The sequence below is a fragment of the Clostridioides sp. LIBA-2809 genome, from assembly GCF_056688965.1.
Genome location: NZ_CP197004.1, coordinates 3,186,836 through 3,208,739, shown reverse-complemented (window position 1 = coordinate 3,208,739; position 21,904 = coordinate 3,186,836). Strand labels below are relative to the sequence as shown.

The following is a 21,904-nucleotide window of genomic DNA, read 5'->3' as shown; positions in this document are numbered from 1 at the left end:
ATGAATGAGTAAAAGCCATAGTTTGTCTATATACTATGGCTTTTTTATTGTATAATTTAAGGTATTATAATATTTATGGTTTGGTATTAAGGATATAGTCTGCATCTAATAAATATTTAATGGAGGTATACAATTTGAAATGCATAAAAACAAAAGTATTTATCATAGCTATGCTTATTTTGAGTTTTGTAATATTATATTTAAATACAAAACCCAATTTAATAAATGATAAACATGATAAAAAAATATATTTAGATTTAAAAGATACAAAAAAAATAGAAATTTACATTAATACTAGTCAAGAAAATGATTCTAAGCCAATTTTAATTTTAGATAAACATTTAATAGATGAGATACTAAATGATTTAAATGGTGTAACGTATTATAAAGATAAAAATAAAGATAAGAATACGAATGGAGTTATATTAAAAAGTCAAAGTATAAATTTCTATAATGGTGATGGAGAACAAAAAATCATAAGTTACTCATATGATAGTACACATAATGTCGGAAATATTGAATATAATAATGAAAAATTTAATGTAGAACATGATTTCTTTAGGTTGATATCATCACTTGAAGAATTTAGACCTCAATATTCGAAAGTACCTAATGATGTAAATGAACTTTTTAAAAAGTATAACTGGACACCAAGTTTTTTAATATCATCTCAACAAAAAACAATTCCAAATAATTTTAAGTATTCATCAGAAGATACAGTAGAGAAGTTATACTGGGCATATAATATAGAGCTATCTAAAGATATAGGTTTAGACTTTTCAAACTTAAAATCAAAAGAGATTACTGCTGAGATATACAATTTAACTGAACCATTATCAGATGAACTTGAAGATACTCTATTAAGTACTAGAGGTATAATAATAAGGTATGAAGGAAAAATTGTAGGGGCGTATATTGATTCTGGAAGGCATGAAGGGAACGCTATTAGCTTAAAAAGACATAGTTTTAAAGAAGTAATAAAAGAAGACTTAAGTTCATGGATAGAAGATAATTGTATAGATAAGTCCAATTCTTTATATATAGATGTATCAAAGTTAAGCAATGAAGATTTGATAAAAATGTATATAAAGGCTATAAAAGAAAATAATGCAAAGGTTTTATTAACTACTATGGATGTAGAAAGTAAGATAAGCACTCTATTTATCAATTTGGATAATCATAAGCTTTTTAATGACTCTAAGTTCGAGATGAATTTACCAGATTATATTGATAATAGCAAAATTGTATATATGGAAAATCTGGATTTAAAAGAAAATGGAAAAAGATGTTATAATGTGGTATTTGGGGGTAATGATATAATGAGTGACACTGGAAGAGGAAGTTTTTCTGATATCAATATTGATATTGTAAATGAAAAAGGAGTGTGGAAAGTGTCTGGATTTACAAAATAAACTTAGAATAAATATTGTTAAAAATTAATATTGTATTGAAAAATAATTAAAAGTATTTAATAATAGAATTAGGGGAAGACTAAGTTTGTAAGTAGAAAATAATTAATTAATATTTAATAAAATAAATGTGATATCCAAATAAATCCTAAATCTAATTTGAGTTTTAATATAGATAGTCTAAAGTTTGATTATTAAAGATTTAATTGTAAGTTGTTACAGTTGAAGATATTGATGTAGAGATTAAAGTTTAGAATAGAAAGTTACCTTAAATTTAAAAATGCAAGATAACACAATCTAAAAATTATAATCACTCAATGGGTTTATGGATTTATTTGTTTATTATAAATGAATGGGAGTAGATTTATCTACTCCCATTTTGTATACTATTATTAATTTAATTAACAATATAAGCTAAAATTATAATACTAGCTAAGATTTTCTGCATTATTAGTAAATAATTTTTTTATATCATTATTTCTAGTATTTAAATCATTACTAGAATTATTTGTTTTTTTCATAATTAATGAGTAACGTTTTTTATTTATAAAAAATATTAAAATCTTATCATCGTCAAAATTGTATTCTTTGTATCTATCAATAGACTCATAACCTAAATTTAGAATGTCCTTATCCTTTATACTATCTACATCTAAAATATATGATGGGTCAGCCTTTAGTAATATATTAATTAAACATTTTTCTTCACCAGCACAGAATAACTCCATCTTATTTGATATAGACTTAGATTGTTCTGAAGTTATTTTTGCAGGAATAAGATTATTATTATCATCTCTTAAAAGATAACCATGTGTGTCTTGTTGATATACTAAATTAACCTTTTTCTTAGGTACACTAATTATTTTATCTAAATGCACATAATGATGATTTTCAACAAATCCTTCATTTAATATTTCAACAAAGTTGTCAATCTTACCTAGACAAAAAGATTCTATAGATTCTTTACAAAATTTATTTGTAAATGGTATGATGTTTACGTTTTCCTCATCTGTATTCCATGCTATTGCATAATCTAACGAATATACTTCTTCCTCTATATCTGCAAAATTAAATTGTACTATGTTTCCTTTCAAAATTACTCGACCTCCATCTTATAATATATTTAATATACTTTATAAAACTTATATTATATTTAAATAATATCATAAATTGGATAATTATGATATAGTAAATAAGAAAAAAATTGAAAAAAATCACTATAAATGAGTAATAAATATAAATAGTATATACTAATGGGATGGAAACTGTCCACTATTAAATTTATTACCCCACATATGTAAAATAAATTTATTAATATAAAATATAATCTATCGACAATGAATGGACTTTTAAAGGAACTTAATATAAAATTAATTAAATAAATACTTAAAAACGATTTACTTTAATGATAAAATCGTATTAAAGGAGGTTAATTTTATGGATATAAAAAATAAAATTAAATCTATATTTTTACCAGAAAAAGATGACTATTTAGATGATGAAGAATTTGAGGATGATATAGAGAATAATGAGGAAAATTCAAAGGAAGAAAGTAAAGTACATTTAAATGACTTAAGCAGAGTAAAATATGATTACAGAGAATTGAAAGACATAGAAAATCAAACAGAGGAAATGTGTTTATTAGCAGTAAAACAGGATGGTACTATAATTGAGTTTGTAAAAGATAAGACTTATGGAGTATGTATGGAAGCAGTCAAACAGACATACAAGGCTCTTAAGTATATAACAAATCAAACAGAGGATATTTGTATAGAAGCAGTCAAGCAGAACTACAGAGCCTTGTACTACATAAATGACAAGACAGATAATGTATTAATTGAGGCTATAAAAAATGCATCTACTCATGATGTCATGGAAGTTTTTAAATTTGTAGAAGAGCAAACTGAAGATGTGTGTCTAGCATTTATAGAAAGGGCATCAAAAAATGATGTTGCAGAGATACTTAAAGATATAAAAGAGCAAACTCCAACTATATGTTTAGAAGCAGTAAAAAAAGATGGAAAATCTCTAGCTTATGTTAAAGAACAAAATAATAGTATATGTTTAGAAGCAGTAAAAGAAAATTATAGTGCACTACCTTGTGTAAAAGAGCAAACAGAAGAAATATGTATAGAAGCAGTAAAACAAAATGATTTTGCATTGTATTATGTAAATGAGCAGACAGAAGAAATATGTATAGAAGCAGTTAGAAGAAGTTATATGGCACTACAATATGTAAAAAAACAGACAGAAGATATATGTATGGAAGCAGTTAGAAATGATGGAAGAGCGTTACAATATGTAAAAGAACAGACAGAAGATATATGTATAGAAGCAGTTAGACAAAATGGGAAAGTCTTGCAATATGTAAAAAAACAGACAGAAGATATATGTATAGAGGCAATAAAAGGTTCATTTGAAGAACTTCAAATAAAAGAAATATTAAGTTATGTAAAAGTTCCAACAGAAAGAGTTTTTGTAGAAGCAGTAAAACAAAATGGAAAGACTCTTAAATATATAGAAAATCAGACTGAATTAATGTGCATAGAGGCAGTAAGAGAAAATTATAATGCTTTACAATATGTAAAGAAACAAACAGAAGAAGTTTGTTTAGAGGCAGTAAATCAAAGTTATGAGGCCCTTAAATATGTAAAAGAGCAAACAGAAGAAATTTGTTTAAAAGCAGTAAAGCAAGATTATAGAATGTTGAAATATGTGAAAAAACAAACAGAAAAAGTGTGTCTAGAAGCAGTAAAACAAAATTATAGAGCTTTGGAATTTGTTGATAATCAAACAGAAAAAATTTGCTTAGAGGCAGTAAAACAGAATAGAAAAGCACTACAATATGTAAAACAAAAACAAAGTTGAAATATATAGAAGAATATCTGTAAATAAATTAAAAACTGATATTTTGTACTGTATAAAGACGCCTAGCTTATAGTAATAAGTTAGGTGTTTTTATGTATATAAAACATAGTAAAACTATTTTATTATAATTATTTTGTTATATAAAGAATATCTAAAAATTTATATAGGTCTTTTTTTGACCAGTTTTACAATTTTAACAACTAGTTTTGTAAAGTATATTGAATTTTCTCAAAAAAGAAGGTATTCTATGTATGTAAAATTTTTTTGGAGGTAAAAATGTTTAAGAAATATGCTGATAAAATGACATCTGTTTTAATCTGTAATAATATGATAGATAATAATGAATCCAGAGTTTACTCTTATGGATTTGAAATATTAATGGCTTTTATAGTTAATATAACGACCATGCTGCTCATAGGTTTTTTATTTGGTAAATTTACATATGTATTGTTTTTCTTGATGTGCTACTGTCCAATAAGACAATTTTCAGGAGGGTATCATGCAGACAATTATTTTAGATGCCTATTGACTTTTGTTTTTATAATTTTGTCTACAATATTAATTATAGAAAATCTAAATATATACTTATTTAAAAATATCATTATGATTATTGCTAGTATTAGTTGGATTGGAATTTGTCTTCTCTGTCCAATAGAGCATAGAAGTAATCCTATTAGTGATAGAGAAAAATCAACTTACAAAAAAGTTGCTGTATTTATATCTACAGTAGTGTTATCAATGACAGTTTTAAGTTTTTTATTAAATATATTTGTAGATTATTTCATATATAGTGTATTTGCTATGTTTTGGATATTTATAATGTTGGTATTAGGAAAATTAAAAGCTAAGAATATAAGTAAAATATGTATGAGGGAGAATTAAGTTATGAAGAAGTTTATTGTAAAATTTATGAAATTTGCTAGTTCATTAGCACTTAGCACTGCTATATTGTCAGCTAATAGTACTTGTCCATGGATTATACATCAGCCTAAAGTTCCTGAAGAAATTAAGACTTTAAAGAAGAAAAATTAAACACAAGCAATTATTTACATAAAATTATTATAAAAAAGGAATTATTATATTTTAATAAGGTTAAAACCATATAAAACTAGATACAAAATTTATTTTACAGGTGTATAATATATATTTAATAGTGCATTAGTGTGCCAATTTAGGGGGATATAGTGTATCCAATGAAATGACTTACGATTAGTAAGTCATTTTTGTATTGTATGTATTTTAGATAAACTTATGATATAATGAAGGGTAAAGTTTAATTAAAATAATAAAAAACTTTAGTATAGATAGTAATTTAGGAGGTAGGTTATGAGTATGATACATAAATTTTCTATGAATGGATATAATATCGTTTTAGATGTGAATGGTGGAGCTGTTCATGTATTAGATGATGTTGCATACGACTTATTAGACTTTTATAAAGAAAAAAGTAAAGAAGAAGTATTAGATGTATTGAAATCTAAATATCAAGAAGAAAAAATAAATGAAGCATATGAAGAAATATCAAATTTAGAAAAAGAAGGTCTTTTATATACAGAAGATACATATCAATATCATCCAAGTTTTGTACATAGAGAACCTGTGGTAAAAGCTTTATGTTTGAATGTAGCACATGATTGTAATTTAAAATGTAAATACTGTTTTGCAGCTCAAGGTGACTTTGGTGGAGAAAAAGAACTTATGAGCTTTGAAGTAGGTAAGTCAGCAATAGACTATTTGATTGCTAATTCAGGCAGTAGAAAGAACTTAGAGATAGATTTCTTTGGTGGAGAGCCTTTGATGAATTTTGAAGTTGTAAAACAGTTAGTTGATTATGGTAGAAGTATTGAAAAAGATTATAATAAAAATATAAGATTTACAATAACTACAAATGGTGTACTATTAAATGATGAAATTATAGATTATATAAATGAAAATATGCATAATGTGGTTTTAAGTTTAGATGGAAGAAAAGAAATTAATGATAATATGAGACCAACTTTAAATGATAAAGGGAGTTATGATATTACATTACCACGATTTAAAAAGCTTGTGGAAAAAAGAGCAAAAGATAAGTATTACTATATAAGAGGAACATTTACAAGAGATAATTTGGATTTTGCTAAAGATGTTATGCATTTTGCAGATTTAGGATTTAAATTAACATCTGTAGAGCCAGTTGTTGGAGATGAAAGTAATCCATATGCACTTAGAGAAGAAGATTTACCTAAGATATTTGAAGAGTATGAAAAGTTTGCTGTGGAGTATGCAGATAGACAATTACAAGGAGATGGATTTAAGTTTTTCCATTTTATGATAGATTTAAATCAAGGACCATGTGTAATAAAGAGAATAACTGGATGTGGTGCTGGAAATGAATATCTTTCTGTAACACCAAATGGAGATATCTATCCATGCCATCAATTTGTTGGAAATGAAGAATTTAAAATGGCAAATATATTTGATGAAGAAATTGTACTTCCAGAAAGTTTAAAAAATATGTTTAGAGAAGCTCATGTATATACTAAAGAAGAGTGTAAACAATGTTGGAATAAGTTTTACTGTTCAGGTGGATGTCATGCAAATGCAATAAACTTTAATAATGACATATCAAAACCATATGAATTAGGATGTGAAATGCAAAGAAAACGTACAGAGTGCTCTATAATGATACAAGCTAAGTTAATGTTAGAAGGAGCAACTAACTAAATTTATATCTTAAAGGAGTTGTTTATATATGATTAGAGATTATTTGGAAGATAAGCCTTTAATTGATGAAAGTGTATTTGTGGCAAAATCAGCAGATATAATTGGAAACGTCAAAATAGGTAAGAATTCAAGTATATGGTATAATGCGGTAGTTAGAGGAGATGAAGGACCGATAACTATTGGAGAAAATACTAATATACAAGATTGTTCTATAGTTCATGGAGATGCAGACACTATAATTGGTAACAATGTAACAGTCGGGCATAGGTCAATAGTTCATGGTTGTAAAATTAGCGACAATGTTTTGATTGGTATGGGTTCAATAATATTGGATAATGCTGAAATAGGAGAATATACTTTGATAGGAGCAGGTACATTAATTACATCTAATAAGAAGTTTCCACCAGGTGTTTTGATAATGGGGTCTCCTGGTAAGGTTGTTAGAGAACTTACAGAAGAAGATAAAAGATATATTGATGAATCATATGAATGGTATCTAGAAGCAGCACAAAATCAAAAATATTAAATTAAAAGGTGGTTGTTTCAAAACATACTTAAATCTGTTTTGAGGCAACCACTAATTTATTTTATTAAATTTAGTTGATATTTTAGTTTTAAAAAAGTGTCTGATTAAAATAGGTATAAAATGTAAAAAATAAAAATTAACTGAGTTAAATAATTTTAATAAAATTACCAGTATATGTGATAAAATTAAATATTAAAGAGGATATTAGAATATCAATTGGTAGGATAATGTCATATATGTGATAAATTAAGGTGTAAGTTTTTGGGTATACCTATTTTAGGAGTGAAAATATTTGAGAATAAGTTATAGAAATTTAAAAAGATATAGAGAAATTGGATATGTTTTAATAAAGTATGGTTTTAGTTTTATTGTAGAAAGATTAAATATAGAAGGAATAGCTTATAAAATTCCACTATTTGACCCACCAGAAGAAATAAAAAATATGACAACTGGTGAGAGAATAAAAAGAGTTTTAGAAGAATTAGGGCCTACATATATAAAAATAGGGCAGATACTGAGTACAAGAAAAGACTTGTTAGACCAAGATATAATTGATGAAATATCAAAACTTAGAGATGATGTGGAGAAATTTGACTCAAATATAGCCATTGAGATATTTAAAGAAGAAGTAGGATTAAGTATAGAAGAGATATTCTTAGAGTTTAAAGAAGAGCCAATTGCAGCTGCTTCAATTGGACAAGTTTATGAGGGCGTACTTAGAACTGGAGAAGAAGTAATTGTAAAAATTCAAAGACCAAATATAGAGAAAATAATAAAGTCTGATTTAGAAATTCTTAGAACGGTTGCAAATACTTTAAAGGATTTAAAAAAAGATTTTAATTTAGACTTAGTACAAATGATTGAAGAATTTCAAACTCAATTAATGAGAGAACTAGATTATACTTTTGAAGCTATAAATGCAACTAAATTCTCTAGGATATTTAAAAATAGCGATGAAGTATATATACCTAAAATATACCCAGAATATAATACTAAGAAAATTTTAGTAATGGAGAAGGTTAATGGCACAAAATTAAGTGATGTAGAAAGAATAAAGAGACTGGGTTATAATACAAAAACTATTGTTGAAATAGGAGTGAGGTCTTTTTTTACACAAGTATTATCCCATGGATTTTTTCATGCAGACCCACATCCAGGTAATATATTTGTAGTTGCTAAAAACAAGATAGCATATATAGATTTCGGAATGATTGGAATTATTGACAATAAAACACTAAACCAATTAAATGAAATTGCATTAGCAGGTGTAGAAAAGAATGTTGACAAGATAATATACTTGTTGATAGAAATGGATGCACTAAATGGAGAAGCAGATATTAAAGGTCTTAGACAGGATTTACTTTATCTAATACATTACTACTATGATGTTTCTATAGAAAAAATAAATGTAACAGATGTATTAAATGAACTGTTTAGATTTTTTAGACAGTACAAGATAATCATGCCAGCACAATTTGTGACTCTTGCTAAGACTATTATAACATTAGAAGGAACAAGTAGAACTTTAAATTCAGATTTTTCTTTTGGTTCTATGGGAAAAGAGTTTATGAAGCATCATTATAAGAGTAAGTTTAATCCTAAAAATGTCGTTTTAAGTTCAAGACAAAATGTAGAGGAAATATTACTTGATATAAAAACTATTCCAAAACAGCTAAAAGCAATCTTAAAGAATGTAGAAAGAAATAATATAAAAATGCAAATTGAAGACGTAAAAATGACAAAATTAGAAAATTGTATATTAGAGTTAACGTCTCAAATATCACTAAGTTTAGTGTTAGCATCAATTATAGTGGGTTCTTCCCTTATAATTGCATCTCCAAATATAGAAAACAATATATGGATAAAGTTTACTGCTATAGGAGGTTTCTTTATATCTTTTATAATAGGACTTTGTTTAGTTATAAGGAGTGTTAGGTCAAAATATAAAAAGGATTAGGGGGAATTAAATTTGAAAAAATGGATATTGAAATATAAAGGTAAGATAGAGGAAAGTGAATTTAGCAAAAAAATTAATATTTCCCCGGAAATCTGCCAAATTTTAAAAAATAGAGGGATATGTACTGAAAAAGATTCAGAAATATTTATGAATCCATCTTTAGATTATTTAAGAGACCCTTTTTTGATAAAAGATATGCAGAAGGCTGTTGATAGGATAAAATCAGCTATTGAAAATAACGAAAAAATTTGGATTTATGGAGATTATGATGTTGATGGTGTGTCATCTACTTCTATTTTATGTATATATTTTAAAAGTATAGGGTATCATGTGGATTACTATATCCCAAATAGATTGGAAGAAGGCTATGGTATAAATGAAGAGGCTATTAAGCTTATAAGCTCTAGAGGATGTGACTTGATAATAAGTGTTGACTGTGGGATTACATCAGTATCTGAGGTCAATATAGCGAATGATTTGGGTATAGATGTTATAATAACAGACCATCATGAATGTCAAAATGAGATTCCATCAGCATTTGCAGTAATAAATCCAAAACAAGAAGATTGTAATTATCCATTTGATTCACTATGTGGATGTGGAGTAGCATTTAAAATGATTCAAGCATTAACTCCAAAAGAAGAATTTAAAACTAGTATGTATGATTATCTAGAAATAGTAACTCTAGCAACTATTTGTGATATTGTTCCACTTATAGATGAAAATAGAATAATTGTAAAAAATGGTTTAAAATTAATGAAAGAAGGCAAAAATATTGGATTAAGAGAGCTTATAAAAGTTTGTGGTGTAGAAAGTGGTAAAATAGGTTCTTCTCATATAGGTTTTGCAATAGGTCCTAGGATAAATGCTTCTGGTAGATTGGGCTATTCTTACTTAGGGGTGGAGTTGTTTACAACTCAATCACAAGAGGAAGCTATAGAAATAGCTAATATATTAGAAGAAAAAAATAATGAAAGACAGATGATTGAGGCTAAGATGTATCATGAAGCTGAAGAAATGCTAAAGTCTAATAGCAGATACAATGATGATAAAGTGTTGGTTTTAGCTAAAGAAGGTTGGCAACATGGAATAATAGGAATTGTAGCATCAAAGCTAACTGAAAAATACTATAAACCTACGATTCTTTTAGGCATAGAAGATGGAGAGGCTACTGGTTCAGCAAGGTCTATAAAAGGATTTAATGTGTTTGAAGCTCTTGTAAAGTGTAAAGACTTAATGACTAAGTTTGGAGGTCATGAACAAGCAGCAGGATTATCTTTAAATTCAGATAATGTGGAAGCTTTAGCAAATGAAATAAATAAATTTGCAAATTATAATTTAACTGAAGATGATATGATAGAGAATGTGAATGTTGAATTTGAACTACAAGAAAATGTAATAAATTTAAATCTTGTAGAAGAATTACATAAGTTAGAGCCTTTTGGATTAAATAATCCAAATCCTAGATTTATAGTTAGAAATTATATCTTAAAGGATTTAAAAATTATAGGTAAAAATCAACAACATCTAAAATTAAGTATAGAAAAAGAAAAAAGCTATGAATGTATAGGATTTAACATGAGTCACTTAAAATCATTGTATAAAGTAGGAGACAAAGTAGATGTATTGTTCCAATTAGATGAAAATAACTATATGGGAAATAGGAAAGTACAGTTTTTACTTAAAGATATCCGATTAACTCGACCTAAAAGTGCAAGTAATGACAAACTTTCACTGAAATTAATGTCAAAAATAATACCAAAAGATACACAAAGCTTGTATAATATATCTGTATCTGATTTTGAATTATTTGATGGAAATACTGATATAAATATATTTGATTATTTTGAAAAAGGTACATTAATAATATCTAATTCTATAAATGGATTTTATAGAGCAGTGTCAGATATATCACTTGTAGATTTAGATTTTAAGATAAATTACAATATTATTGAAGATATTAGCAAAAATACTGATAAATTAGAGCTTATATTTTCTCCTAATATTGATAAAATAGACTTAAAAAGATATAATAATATTATTCTTTATGATTATTTATACAATAAAGGCGAATATTCGTATATATATGAGAATAAAAGAGAAGAAAGTGAAATTATAAAATATTATAATAAAACAGACCTATTATATTTAAAGAATGTAGTTAGTAATATAGTTCCATCAAGAGATGAATTTATAACAATTTATAAACAAGCACTCATAAAAAAAGAAATTGATTTGGATATGGTAAATATAAAGGGAACTTTTAATGTAATTCCATTAAAGTTTTTTACGATATTGAATGTGTTTAGAGAATTAAATTTACTTGACTTTAATTTAAATTATGAAAAAAATTCTGTACTCATAAGAATATTGCCAAAACCACAGAAAAAATTAGATTTAAATGAGAGTTTAATACTCAATAATCTAAAAAATTTAGAAAAACAATATAATAGCAGTTATTAGGAGGCGTTTCCCATGGATTTAAAAAACTTTATAAGGAATATTGATGATTTCCCAAAGCCAGGTATAGATTTTAAAGATGTTACTACTCTATTTAAAGATGGCGAGGCATTTAGATATGCAGTAGACTCTATAGTTGAAGAACTAAAAAATAAAGGTGTAGATTTAGTAATAGGGCCAGAAGCAAGAGGATTTCTGATGGGCACACCTGTAGCGTATGCTTTAGGAGTAGGATTTGTTCCAATTAGAAAGCCTGGAAAATTACCAGGAGAAGTTGAGAGTTATGAGTATGGCTTAGAGTATGGTACGGATACTTTAGAAATACATAAAGATGCAATTAAAAAAGGTCAAAAAGTAGCAATAGTAGACGATTTATTGGCTACTGGTGGAACTATGGAAGCTGCTGCTAAGCTTGTAGAAAAATTAGGTGGAGAAGTAGTTTCTATGCAATTTTTAATTGAGCTAGAATTCTTAAATGGGAGAGAAAAGTTATCTAACTATAATGTTAATTCTCTTATAAAATACTAGTACTTTTACAATAGTTGGTATAGCACCAACTATTTTCATATATATTAAAATTTTATACAAAATAGGTGGTTATATGCATGATAAAGAATTACAAGAAATAATTGAAAAAATAAAAGTTTATGCACCTAATGCAAATTTTGAAATGGTTGAAAAAGCCTATAATCTTGCAAAAAAAGCGCATGAAGGACAATATAGAAAATCTGGGGAACCATACTTTATTCATCCATTAGCAGTGGCAAATATTTTGATAGAGATGGAATTAGATATTGAAACTATAACAGCTGGTTTACTTCATGATGTTGTAGAAGATACGGAATATACCTATGAAGACATAACAAAAGAATTTGGCAAAGAAGTAGCGGATTTAGTTGATGGAGTAACGAAACTTGGTCAAATAAAATATCGTTCAAAAGAAGAAACTCAATCTGAAAACCTAAGAAAAATGTTTTTGGCAATGGCAAAGGATATAAGAGTTATACTTATAAAACTTGCCGATAGATTGCACAATATGAGAACATTAAAATATATGCCTCCAGAAAAAGCGAAATATAAGGCAAAAGAGACACTTGAAATTTATGGAGGTATAGCTCATAGATTAGGAATTTCTAAGATAAAGTGGGAATTAGAAGATAGAGCATTAAGATTTATGGACCCAGAAGGGTATTACGATTTAGTTGATAGAGTGTCAATGAAGAGAAGTCAAAGAGAAGATTATATACACGGAATTGTTGAACTTCTTAAAGATAAGTTTAAAGATTTAAGTATACCATGTGATGTATATGGTAGACCAAAGCATTTTTACAGTATTTATAGAAAGATGCAAAAAAAACATAAGACTTTTGAAGAAATTTTTGATTTAACAGCAGTAAGAATACTAGTAGATAATGTAAAGGATTGTTATGCAGTTCTTGGTATAGTTCATACATTATGGAGACCTATTCCAGGCAGATTTAAAGATTATATAGCAATGCCAAAGCCAAATCTGTATCAATCATTGCATACTACTGTTGTAGGCCCTGATGGAGAGCCTTTAGAGATACAAATAAGGACTCATGAAATGCATAATATAGCTGAAAATGGTATCGCAGCCCATTGGAAATATAAAGAAGGTATTTCTAGTAAAGAATCAAAGGTTGAAGAGAAACTTCAGTGGTTGAGACAAATGATGGAGTGGGAGAAAGACTTAAAAGACCCACAAGAGTTTATGGATGCACTTAAAGAAGATGTATTTAATAGTCAGGTTTACGTATTTACACCAAAAGGAGACGTAATTGAATTACCAGCAGAATCAACACCTATAGATTTTGCGTATAGGGTTCATACAAATGTAGGAAATAAATGTGTAGGAGCTAAAATTGATGGGAGAATAGTTCCTATTGATTATAAGCTTCAAAATGGTAATATTGTAGAGGTGCTTACATCATCTAATTCTAATGGTCCAAGTAGAGATTGGCTTAATATAGTAAAGACACCAAATGCTAAGAGTAGAATTAGACAATTTTTCAAGAAGGAAAGAAGAGAAGAAAATGTTGATCGTGGAAATACAATATTAGAAAGAGAATTTAAGAAGCATGATATACCACAAAAAGACCCTCTTGTTGAAAAATATATGGCACTAGTTGCTAAGAAATTTAATCAGCCAAGTGTTGAGGATTTAGTTGCTACTGTAGGTTATGGTGGTATAATGTCATCTCAAGTTGTATCTAAAGTAAAAGATTTATATTTAAAAGAAGTTAAAAAAGTCAAAAAAGAACAACAAATACAAGAAGAAGATTTAAATAAACACAATATAAGTGAAACAGAATACAGTAAAAAGAGAAAGAAAAATGCATCACAAGGGATTATAGTAAAAGGACTTGACAATATATTAGTAAGATTTGCTAAGTGTTGTAATCCTCTTCCAGGAGATGAAATTGTAGGATATATCACTAAGGGTAGGGGAGTAGCTATACACAGAGCTGATTGCCCAAATGCAAACAACAATGGAGATTTCTTCCAAAATAGATTGGTAGAAGTTTCATGGAGTTCAGCAGGAAAAGGTAAGTTTGAAGCAGAGATTCAAATAAAGGCTGTTGACAGAAGAGGAATTGTTAATGAAATAACTCATATTGTTGCAATGGATAAACTTAGTTTAAATGGAATAAATGCAAGAAAAGGTAAGGATAGTATTGTAAGTATAAACCTACTTGTAGAAGTTAATGACACAGACGAATTAAAAATTCTAATGAAAAAATTAAAAGCAATTCCTGGTGTAGAAAGTATTTATAGAATGACAAATTAGAGTTAAAATAATAGGGAGGAAACTATGAGAGCAGTAGTACAGAGAGTATCTTCATCTAAAGTTACAGTAGATGAAAACACTATAGGTCAAATAAATAAAGGGTTACTAGTATTATTAGGAGTGACTCATGATGATAAATCAAGTGATGTAGATTATATGATTGACAAAATATTGAATCTGAGAATTTTTGAAGATGAAGATGACAAAATGAATTTATCTCTAATGGATATAGGTGGAGAGCTTTTAGTAGTATCTCAATTTACTTTATATGGAGATTGTAGAAAAGGAAGAAGACCTGGATTTAGTAATGCTGCTAAACCAGAACTTGCAAATAATCTGTACGAAGAGTTTATAAAAAAGGCAAAAGATAAAGGTGTAACAGTTGGTACAGGACAATTTGCGGCTCATATGATGGTAGAATTAACTAACGATGGTCCAGTAACAATACTATTAGATTCAAGTAAATCTTTTTAAGGGGGAAAACTTTAATGGTTATAAAAAAATTTGTAGATAGTTATTTTGGAGTAAATACTTATGTATTAGGTGATGAAAAAACTAAAAAATGTGCAGTTATAGACCCAGGTGGAAGTTTGGTAGATACTCTAAGTTTTGTAAAAGAAAATGAATTAAATATCGAATATATAATTCTTACTCATGGGCATGGAGACCATATAGGATATGTTAAAGATATTAAAGATAAAACTGGTGCTAAGGTAGTTGCACATATTGATGAAAAAGAATTATTAAATGATAAAAATAAAAATCTAAGCTATACAATGAGATGTGGAGCACAGGAGTTTGATGCAGATATATATGTAAATGATAAAGACAAGCTTGAACTTGGTGAATTAAAAATGACTTTCTTGCATACTCCAGGACATACACAAGGATGTATGTGTATAAGAGTTGAAGATGAATTGTTCACAGGAGATACTTTATTTGCTGGAAGCATTGGTAGAACTGACTTGTATAGTGGAGATTTTCATCAAATGGAAAAATCACTTAAGAAATTATGTAAATATGAAGATGCTGTTAGAGTATATCCAGGACATGGTCCAACTAGTACTCTAGGGGTTGAAAAGAAGACAAATCCTTATATGTAATTTTATAGTAGTATTAAATAATGTATCAAATATTTAATAACTGTATTAGAGATTGGGTTCTTCTACTGTTAAATAGAAGGAGTTAAGTTGATGTTATATGTTTTTTTAAAAGGACACGATTATAAGTATGAAGTAGCAGAACTTATAAAATTGTTTACTAATGAATTTAAGTTTACTGACTCTGATAAATGTAGTAATAATATGGAGTCAATGTATTTAACAAATAGATTGATTTATGAAAATGGTGTATTGTCTTCAAGTACTGAGTGTTATGAAGATGGAAACTTAAAGTATGAATCAATACAAAATATAGAAAATATGAATCTTGAATTTTTAAATGGATTTGACAATAGCAAATCAATTGAAGGTTTTTTGAATAAGTTAGATAATGAAAGTAAGAGAAACTTTAAAAAGTTATGTAAAGAAAGTATCAAAAAAAGCATGTTTATAGTGCTTAAACAAATGTTTAATTCTTATGTTCCATGGGGAATTTTGACTGGTATTAGACCAGTCAAAATTGTCCACAATCTAATGGATAAAAAGTTAGATGATAATAACATAAGAACCATTCTAAAAGATAATTATTTTATAATAGATGAGAAAATAGATTTAGCTCTGGAAATCGCCAAAAGAGAGCGAGTATTTATGTATCCTATAGATAAAAATAAAATTTCTCTTTATGTAAGTATTCCATTTTGTCCAACTAGATGTGTATATTGTTCATTTCCTTCAAATTCATTAAAGCAATTTGGGCATTTAAAAAGAGAATATGTTTATAAATTGATTGAAGAAATTAGGGGTTTTGCCAAGCTTATCAAGGATACTAACAAAGAAATTGAAACTTTATATATTGGTGGAGGAACTCCTACTACATTGGATGAGGAAGAGTTGGACTTGCTTATAAATTCATTATTTAATGAATTAGATTTAACTAAAATTAAGGAATTTACTGTAGAAGCAGGTAGACCAGATACTATTACAGAGCAAAAACTAAAAGTATTGAAAAAACACAATGTAACTAGAATTAGTATAAATCCTCAAACTATGAATGATGAGACTTTAGTTAAAATTGGTAGAGAACATAAAGTTTCTGATTTAGTAGACTGTTTTAATATGGCCCGTAGAATGGGATTTGATAATATAAACATGGATATAATTTTAGGTCTTATAGATGAGGATTTAGATATGGTGAAGAATACATTAGAAGAAATAAAAAAACTTTCTCCAGAAAGTCTTACAGTTCATACATTAGCTATAAAGAGAGCATCTAACCTAAATATAAATATGGATATGTATAAAGAACACCTAACACAGTATGAAGAAATGGTAAAAATGATAGATTTATCAATGAAATACGCAAAAGATATGGGATTAAATCCATATTATATGTACAGACAAAAACATATGTTAGGAAATTTAGAAAATATAGGTTATGCTAAAGAAGGATACGAGTGTATTTATAATATACAAATTATGGAAGAAAAGCAAAGTAACTATGCATTAGGTGCAGGTGCTATATCAAAATTTGTTTATGTAGATGAAGATAGAATTGAAAGAGTAGAAAATGTAAAAAACGTTGAACAATACATTGCAAGAGTAGATGAAATGATAAAAAGAAAGAAAGAAGAGGTATATAAAAATGTTGACTAAAGCTCCTAGAGGAACTAAAGACATAACTCCAAAAGAGGCTTATAAATGGAGTTATGTAGAAAATAAATTTAGAGAAATATGCGCTTTATATGGATATGAAGAAATGGTAACACCTATATTTGAACATACAGAACTTTTTAAAAGAAGTGTTGGAGATACTACAGATATAGTTCAAAAAGAAATGTATTCTTTTAAAGATAAAGGTGACAGAGAAATCACATTAAAGCCAGAAGGAACAGCGGGTGTAGTAAGAGCATTTATAGAAAATAAATTGTATGCAGATACTCAACCAACTAAGTTATTTTATGTTACACCTTGCTTTAGATATGAAAGACCACAAGCTGGAAGACAAAGACAATTTCATCAATTTGGTATAGAAGCACTTGGAAGTGATACTCCTTCAATGGATGCTGAAATAATAGCATTAGCTGTTCAATTTTTCAATGAAGTTGGACTAAAGGATTTAATAGTAAGCATAAATTCAGTTGGTTGTCCAGTTTGTAGAAAAGAATACAATGCTTTATTAAAAGAATATCTTGATTCAAAAGCAGATGTATTATGCGAGACTTGTAATGAAAGAAGAGAAAAAAATCCAATGAGGGTTATAGATTGTAAAAACCCTACATGTAAAGAAAATATTAAGGATATACCATTTATTGCAGACCATTTATGTGATGATTGTAAAACTCACTTTACGAAATTACAAGAATACTTAAATGAAATGGATATAAACTTTGTAGTTGATAAAACAATAGTTAGAGGATTAGATTATTACAGAAAAACTGCCTTTGAAATTATATCTAATGATATAGGAGCACAAAGTACTGTATGTGGTGGAGGTAGATATGATGGCCTTGTTGAGCAACTAGGAGGACCAAAAGGTATAAGTGGAATTGGTTTTGGATTAGGAATTGAAAGACTTTTACTTACACTTGAAAATAATGGAATTGAAATAGAAAATCCACAGTCTACAGACATATTTATAGTAACAATAGGAGAAGAAGCAAATACAAAAAGCTTTAAACACTTAAAAGAATTGAGAAAAAATCATATAAGTGCAGATAAAGACCATATAGAGAGAAGTGTCAAAGCACAATTTAAATATTCAGATAAAATAAATTCTAAATTTACAATAGTAATTGGCGATGATGAGCTTAAAAATGATACTGCAACATTAAAAAATATGAAAACATCAGAGCAAACTACTGTAAAATTAAGTACATTAGTTGAAGAATTAAAACAAAAGCTGTAAAATAAGAAAGTATGATGTTTTGCATATTAGATAATAATATAGCATTAAAATTAAATAAAATGGAGGTAGTATCTTGGAAACTTTAAAGGGTTTAAAGAGAACTCACTACTGTGGAGAGTTGAGAGAAAAAAACATAAATGAAGAAGTTGTACTTATGGGATGGGTACAGAAAAAAAGAAACTTAGGTGGTCTTGTATTTGTTGATTTAAGAGATACAAGCGGATTGTGTCAAATAGTTTTTGATACAGATGTAGATAAAGAAGCTTTTGAAAAAGCTGAAAAATTAGGGGCTGAATTTGTAATAGCTGCAAAAGGAAAAGTATGCGAAAGACAATCTAAAAATCCTAATATGCCAACTGGAGATATAGAAATATTTGCCACTGAACTTAGAATCTTAAATAAGTCAGAAACTCCACCTATTTATATAAAAGATGATGATGATGTTTCAGAAGCACTAAGATTAAAATATAGATACTTAGATTTAAGAAAAGCATCTATGCAGAGAAACTTAAAATTAAGACACAAAGTAATGAATATTACGAGAAATTACTTATCAAATAATAGATTTTGCGAAATAGAAACACCATTTTTAATTGCACCAACTCCAGAAGGCGCAAGAGATTACCTTGTACCAAGTAGGGTTAATCCAGGGAAATTTTATGCATTACCACAATCACCACAATTATATAAACAGTTATTAATGGTAAGTGGTATGGATAGATATTTCCAAATAGTTAAATGTTTTAGAGATGAAGATTTAAGAGCAGATAGACAACCAGAGTTTACACAAATAGACTGTGAAATGTCTTTTGTTGAGCAAGAAGATGTTATGAATATGATTGAAGGATTGCTTGAAGCTATATTTAAAGAAGTTTTAAATGTAGAGTTGACACTTCCACTTCCTAAGATGACTTATGCAGAAGCTATGTCTAGATATGGTTCAGATAAGCCAGATACTAGATTTGGATATGAATTAACAGATATATCTGATGTTGTTTGTAACTGTGGGTTCAAAGTGTTTGCGGATGCTACACAGCCAGGAAAAAGTGTTAGAGGTATAAATGTAAAAGGCAAAGCTGATGATTTTACTAGAAAGCAAATATCATCATTAGAAGAACATGCTAAGACATATAGAGCAAAAGGTCTTGCTTGGATGAAAGTAGGACAAGAAGGAGTAACTTCTCCAATAGCAAAATTCTTTAATGAAGAAGAAATGAATGCTATACTTACAAGAATGAATGCTGAAGCAGGAGATTTACTTTTATTTGTAGCTGATAAAAACTCAGTAGTATTTGATGCTTTAGGACAAGTTAGACTTGAAGTAGCTAATAGACTTAATATGTTAGATAAAAATGTATATAATCTGTTATGGGTAACTGAATTCCCAGTTTTTGAAGAAGATGAAGAAACAGGCAAGTTCTCAGCAATGCATCACCCATTTACATCACCTATGGATGAAGATTTAGATAAGTTAGAAGAAGGTGATAAATCATCTTTAAGAGCAAAAGCTTATGATATTGTATTGAATGGTTATGAAATAGGTGGAGGAAGTGTTAGAATATCAAATTCTGATGTCCAATCAAAAATGTTTAAAGCACTTGGTTTCACAGAAGAAAGAGCTAATGAGAAGTTTGGATACTTATTAGAAGCATTTAAATATGGAACTCCTCCTCATGCTGGTTTAGCTTTTGGTCTTGATAGACTTGTTATGTTACTTGCAGGAGCTGACAATATAAGAGAGGTTATTGCTTTCCCTAAAAATCAAAATGCTGTTTGTCCTATGACAAATGCTCCAACAGTAGCAGAAGATGAGCAATTAGAAGAATTAAGTATAAAGGTTGATATAAAAGACAACGAATAATAGATAGTTATAAGAACTTAAAATGTAAAAAGTCTGGATATAAAGCATGTTTATATTCAGACTTTTTATGTTAATCTATTTTTTCTATTTTAAATATATTTATAATTTTAGCATCTGGGCAACAAAATACACATTCATTTTTATTTTCTTCACCAGGTATGCTTCCACCATATCGTAGTATGTCAATATAAGGAAAAGCTACATGTAATGCCATTGGGCACAATCTTCCTCTTTCTGTATCAAAATCAAATGAATCTCCAATCTTATGTCCATAATGACAAGCACCTTTTTCTTTTTTGTCTATTAAGGTTATCTTTATCTTTGGTCTTCTAGCCATATTTTTATATATCCCCCTTTTATTTTTATTTAATATAAAAAGACTATATTTACAGCTTTTATTTAAAGGTTTTTAAAATAGCTAATAAGGAAATCTTTAAATAGTAATACAGCTTTAGATGTGTAATTTTCATTAAACCATGATAGATTTAAATATCTTTTAAATTCAATATCTTTTATATGTAATAGTTTAATCTCGGGGTCTTTAGATAACCCCCATGACTTTCCACATATGAATCCAACACCTTGGAGTGATTTTATTAGTGCATAGATTGTATATGGTGAATCGCATTCAAAGGCTATTTTTGGTTTGAAATTAGCAGATTCACATAGTATATCTATTATTTCTCTGTAGTTTTCACCTTTAGTTATAACTATGAAGTTTTCATCTGAAACTTCACTTAAGTATACTTCATCTTTTAAAGATAAGTTGTGATTAATTGAAATACCCAATAATATCTCTTCACAAGTTAAAGTTATATTATTTTCTGAATTTATTTTTGTAAACGAAGAAGATATATACAAATCAAAATCACTTTTCTTGTAAGAAGATGGTAAAGTATGTGAGACATTAAAAGTAATGTTAGGATATAGTTTTCTAAAATTACTTAAAAGTGAAGGCAGTACATTAGCTGCCGCAGTGGCTAATATTTTTACTTCCCCTGAGTTCTCTAAAGAAGTATCTCGTAATTCCTTTTTTGACATCTCTACCAAATCTAAAATACTGTCCACTCTTTTTAGAAATAATTTTCCATATTCATTTAATACAATATATCTTCCTTTTCTATCGAATAACTTGACTCCAAGTTCTCTTTCCAAAGAAGATATGGTTTTACTTAAAGCTGGTTGTGCTATATTTAGTTTTTGTGATGCTTTTGTTATATGCTCCATTCTAGCAACCGTTTGAAAGTACTTAAGATGCAATAAATCCATAATATAAAATACACCTCTTTTAATATGACTTAAG

Annotated in this window: 18 protein-coding genes; 15 read left to right on the top strand and 3 right to left on the bottom strand. The window is 27.8% G+C overall.

Annotated elements, in window-relative coordinates:
• The first annotated feature begins 134 nt into the window (after positions 1-134).
• Complete coding sequence (locus ACTG44_RS15270; protein WP_479920771.1) at positions 135-1,412, top strand: DUF4830 domain-containing protein; 1,278 nt, start codon at positions 135-137, stop codon at positions 1,410-1,412.
• A 425-nt stretch (positions 1,413-1,837) separates the two neighbouring features.
• On the opposite strand, the gene ACTG44_RS15265 is transcribed toward ACTG44_RS15270, so the two are convergent.
• Positions 1,838-2,503: a hypothetical protein gene (locus tag ACTG44_RS15265; protein ID WP_021385657.1), complete on the bottom strand. Its 666-nt coding sequence runs from the start codon at positions 2,501-2,503 to the stop codon at positions 1,838-1,840.
• A 343-nt stretch (positions 2,504-2,846) separates the two neighbouring features.
• Here ACTG44_RS15265 and ACTG44_RS15260 point away from each other — a divergent pair, with 343 nt between their 5' ends.
• The 14 genes from ACTG44_RS15260 (at position 2,847) to aspS (ending at position 20,601) form a co-directional block, all read left to right on the top strand.
• Positions 2,847-4,277, top strand: coding sequence for a DUF4116 domain-containing protein (locus ACTG44_RS15260; protein ID WP_021385673.1), 1,431 nt, complete (start codon positions 2,847-2,849; stop codon positions 4,275-4,277).
• Between the two features lie 276 nt (positions 4,278-4,553).
• Positions 4,554-5,159 carry an accessory gene regulator ArgB-like protein gene (locus tag ACTG44_RS15255; RefSeq protein ID WP_479920770.1) on the top strand — a complete coding sequence of 202 codons (606 nt, stop codon included), beginning with the start codon at positions 4,554-4,556 and terminating at the stop codon, positions 5,157-5,159.
• 3 nt (positions 5,160-5,162) lie between these two features.
• A complete protein-coding gene (locus ACTG44_RS15250; RefSeq protein WP_021385659.1) occupies positions 5,163-5,309 on the top strand; it encodes a cyclic lactone autoinducer peptide in 147 nt (48 codons plus the stop codon).
• Positions 5,310-5,603: 294 nt separating this feature from the next.
• Complete coding sequence (gene scfB, locus ACTG44_RS15245; protein WP_479920769.1) at positions 5,604-6,983, top strand: thioether cross-link-forming SCIFF peptide maturase; 1,380 nt, start codon at positions 5,604-5,606, stop codon at positions 6,981-6,983.
• A 28-nt stretch (positions 6,984-7,011) separates the two neighbouring features.
• Positions 7,012-7,509 (top strand): gamma carbonic anhydrase family protein, encoded by a 498-nt coding sequence (locus tag ACTG44_RS15240; protein ID WP_479920768.1) that lies wholly within the window; start codon positions 7,012-7,014, stop codon positions 7,507-7,509.
• Positions 7,510-7,801: 292 nt separating this feature from the next.
• Positions 7,802-9,466 carry an ABC1 kinase family protein gene (locus ACTG44_RS15235; protein ID WP_021385660.1) on the top strand — a complete coding sequence of 555 codons (1,665 nt, stop codon included), beginning with the start codon at positions 7,802-7,804 and terminating at the stop codon, positions 9,464-9,466.
• Positions 9,467-9,478: 12 nt separating this feature from the next.
• Positions 9,479-11,929, top strand: a complete 2,451-nt coding sequence (gene recJ / locus ACTG44_RS15230; protein ID WP_479920767.1) for a single-stranded-DNA-specific exonuclease RecJ — start codon at positions 9,479-9,481, stop codon at positions 11,927-11,929.
• Between the two features lie 12 nt (positions 11,930-11,941).
• Positions 11,942-12,454 (top strand): adenine phosphoribosyltransferase, encoded by a 513-nt coding sequence (locus ACTG44_RS15225; RefSeq protein ID WP_054271319.1) that lies wholly within the window; start codon positions 11,942-11,944, stop codon positions 12,452-12,454.
• Positions 12,455-12,527: 73 nt separating this feature from the next.
• Positions 12,528-14,735 (top strand): RelA/SpoT family protein, encoded by a 2,208-nt coding sequence (locus tag ACTG44_RS15220; protein ID WP_021385682.1) that lies wholly within the window; start codon positions 12,528-12,530, stop codon positions 14,733-14,735.
• A 24-nt stretch (positions 14,736-14,759) separates the two neighbouring features.
• The gene (gene dtd / locus ACTG44_RS15215; RefSeq protein WP_021385652.1) at positions 14,760-15,209 is read left to right on the top strand and encodes a D-aminoacyl-tRNA deacylase; all 450 of its coding nucleotides are present in this window, start codon (positions 14,760-14,762) and stop codon (positions 15,207-15,209) included.
• A 14-nt stretch (positions 15,210-15,223) separates the two neighbouring features.
• Positions 15,224-15,838 carry an MBL fold metallo-hydrolase gene (locus ACTG44_RS15210; RefSeq protein ID WP_021385725.1) on the top strand — a complete coding sequence of 205 codons (615 nt, stop codon included), beginning with the start codon at positions 15,224-15,226 and terminating at the stop codon, positions 15,836-15,838.
• Between the two features lie 90 nt (positions 15,839-15,928).
• Positions 15,929-17,488 carry a coproporphyrinogen III oxidase gene (locus tag ACTG44_RS15205; RefSeq protein WP_479920766.1) on the top strand — a complete coding sequence of 520 codons (1,560 nt, stop codon included), beginning with the start codon at positions 15,929-15,931 and terminating at the stop codon, positions 17,486-17,488.
• Entirely contained in the window at positions 17,478-18,740 is a 1,263-nt protein-coding gene (hisS, locus tag ACTG44_RS15200; RefSeq protein WP_479920765.1) for a histidine--tRNA ligase, read from the top strand. The genes ACTG44_RS15205 and hisS overlap by 11 nt, the downstream gene beginning before the upstream one ends.
• Before the next feature lie 73 nt (positions 18,741-18,813).
• Positions 18,814-20,601, top strand: coding sequence for an aspartate--tRNA ligase (aspS, locus tag ACTG44_RS15195; protein WP_479920764.1), 1,788 nt, complete (start codon positions 18,814-18,816; stop codon positions 20,599-20,601).
• 70 nt (positions 20,602-20,671) lie between these two features.
• Here the strand turns inward: aspS and ACTG44_RS15190 are convergent, their stop codons facing one another.
• Entirely contained in the window at positions 20,672-20,938 is a 267-nt protein-coding gene (locus tag ACTG44_RS15190; protein ID WP_479919288.1) for a TIGR04076 family protein, read from the bottom strand.
• Between the two features lie 62 nt (positions 20,939-21,000).
• Positions 21,001-21,870 (bottom strand): LysR family transcriptional regulator, encoded by an 870-nt coding sequence (locus ACTG44_RS15185; protein WP_021385714.1) that lies wholly within the window; start codon positions 21,868-21,870, stop codon positions 21,001-21,003.
• Positions 21,871-21,904 lie beyond the last annotated feature (34 nt).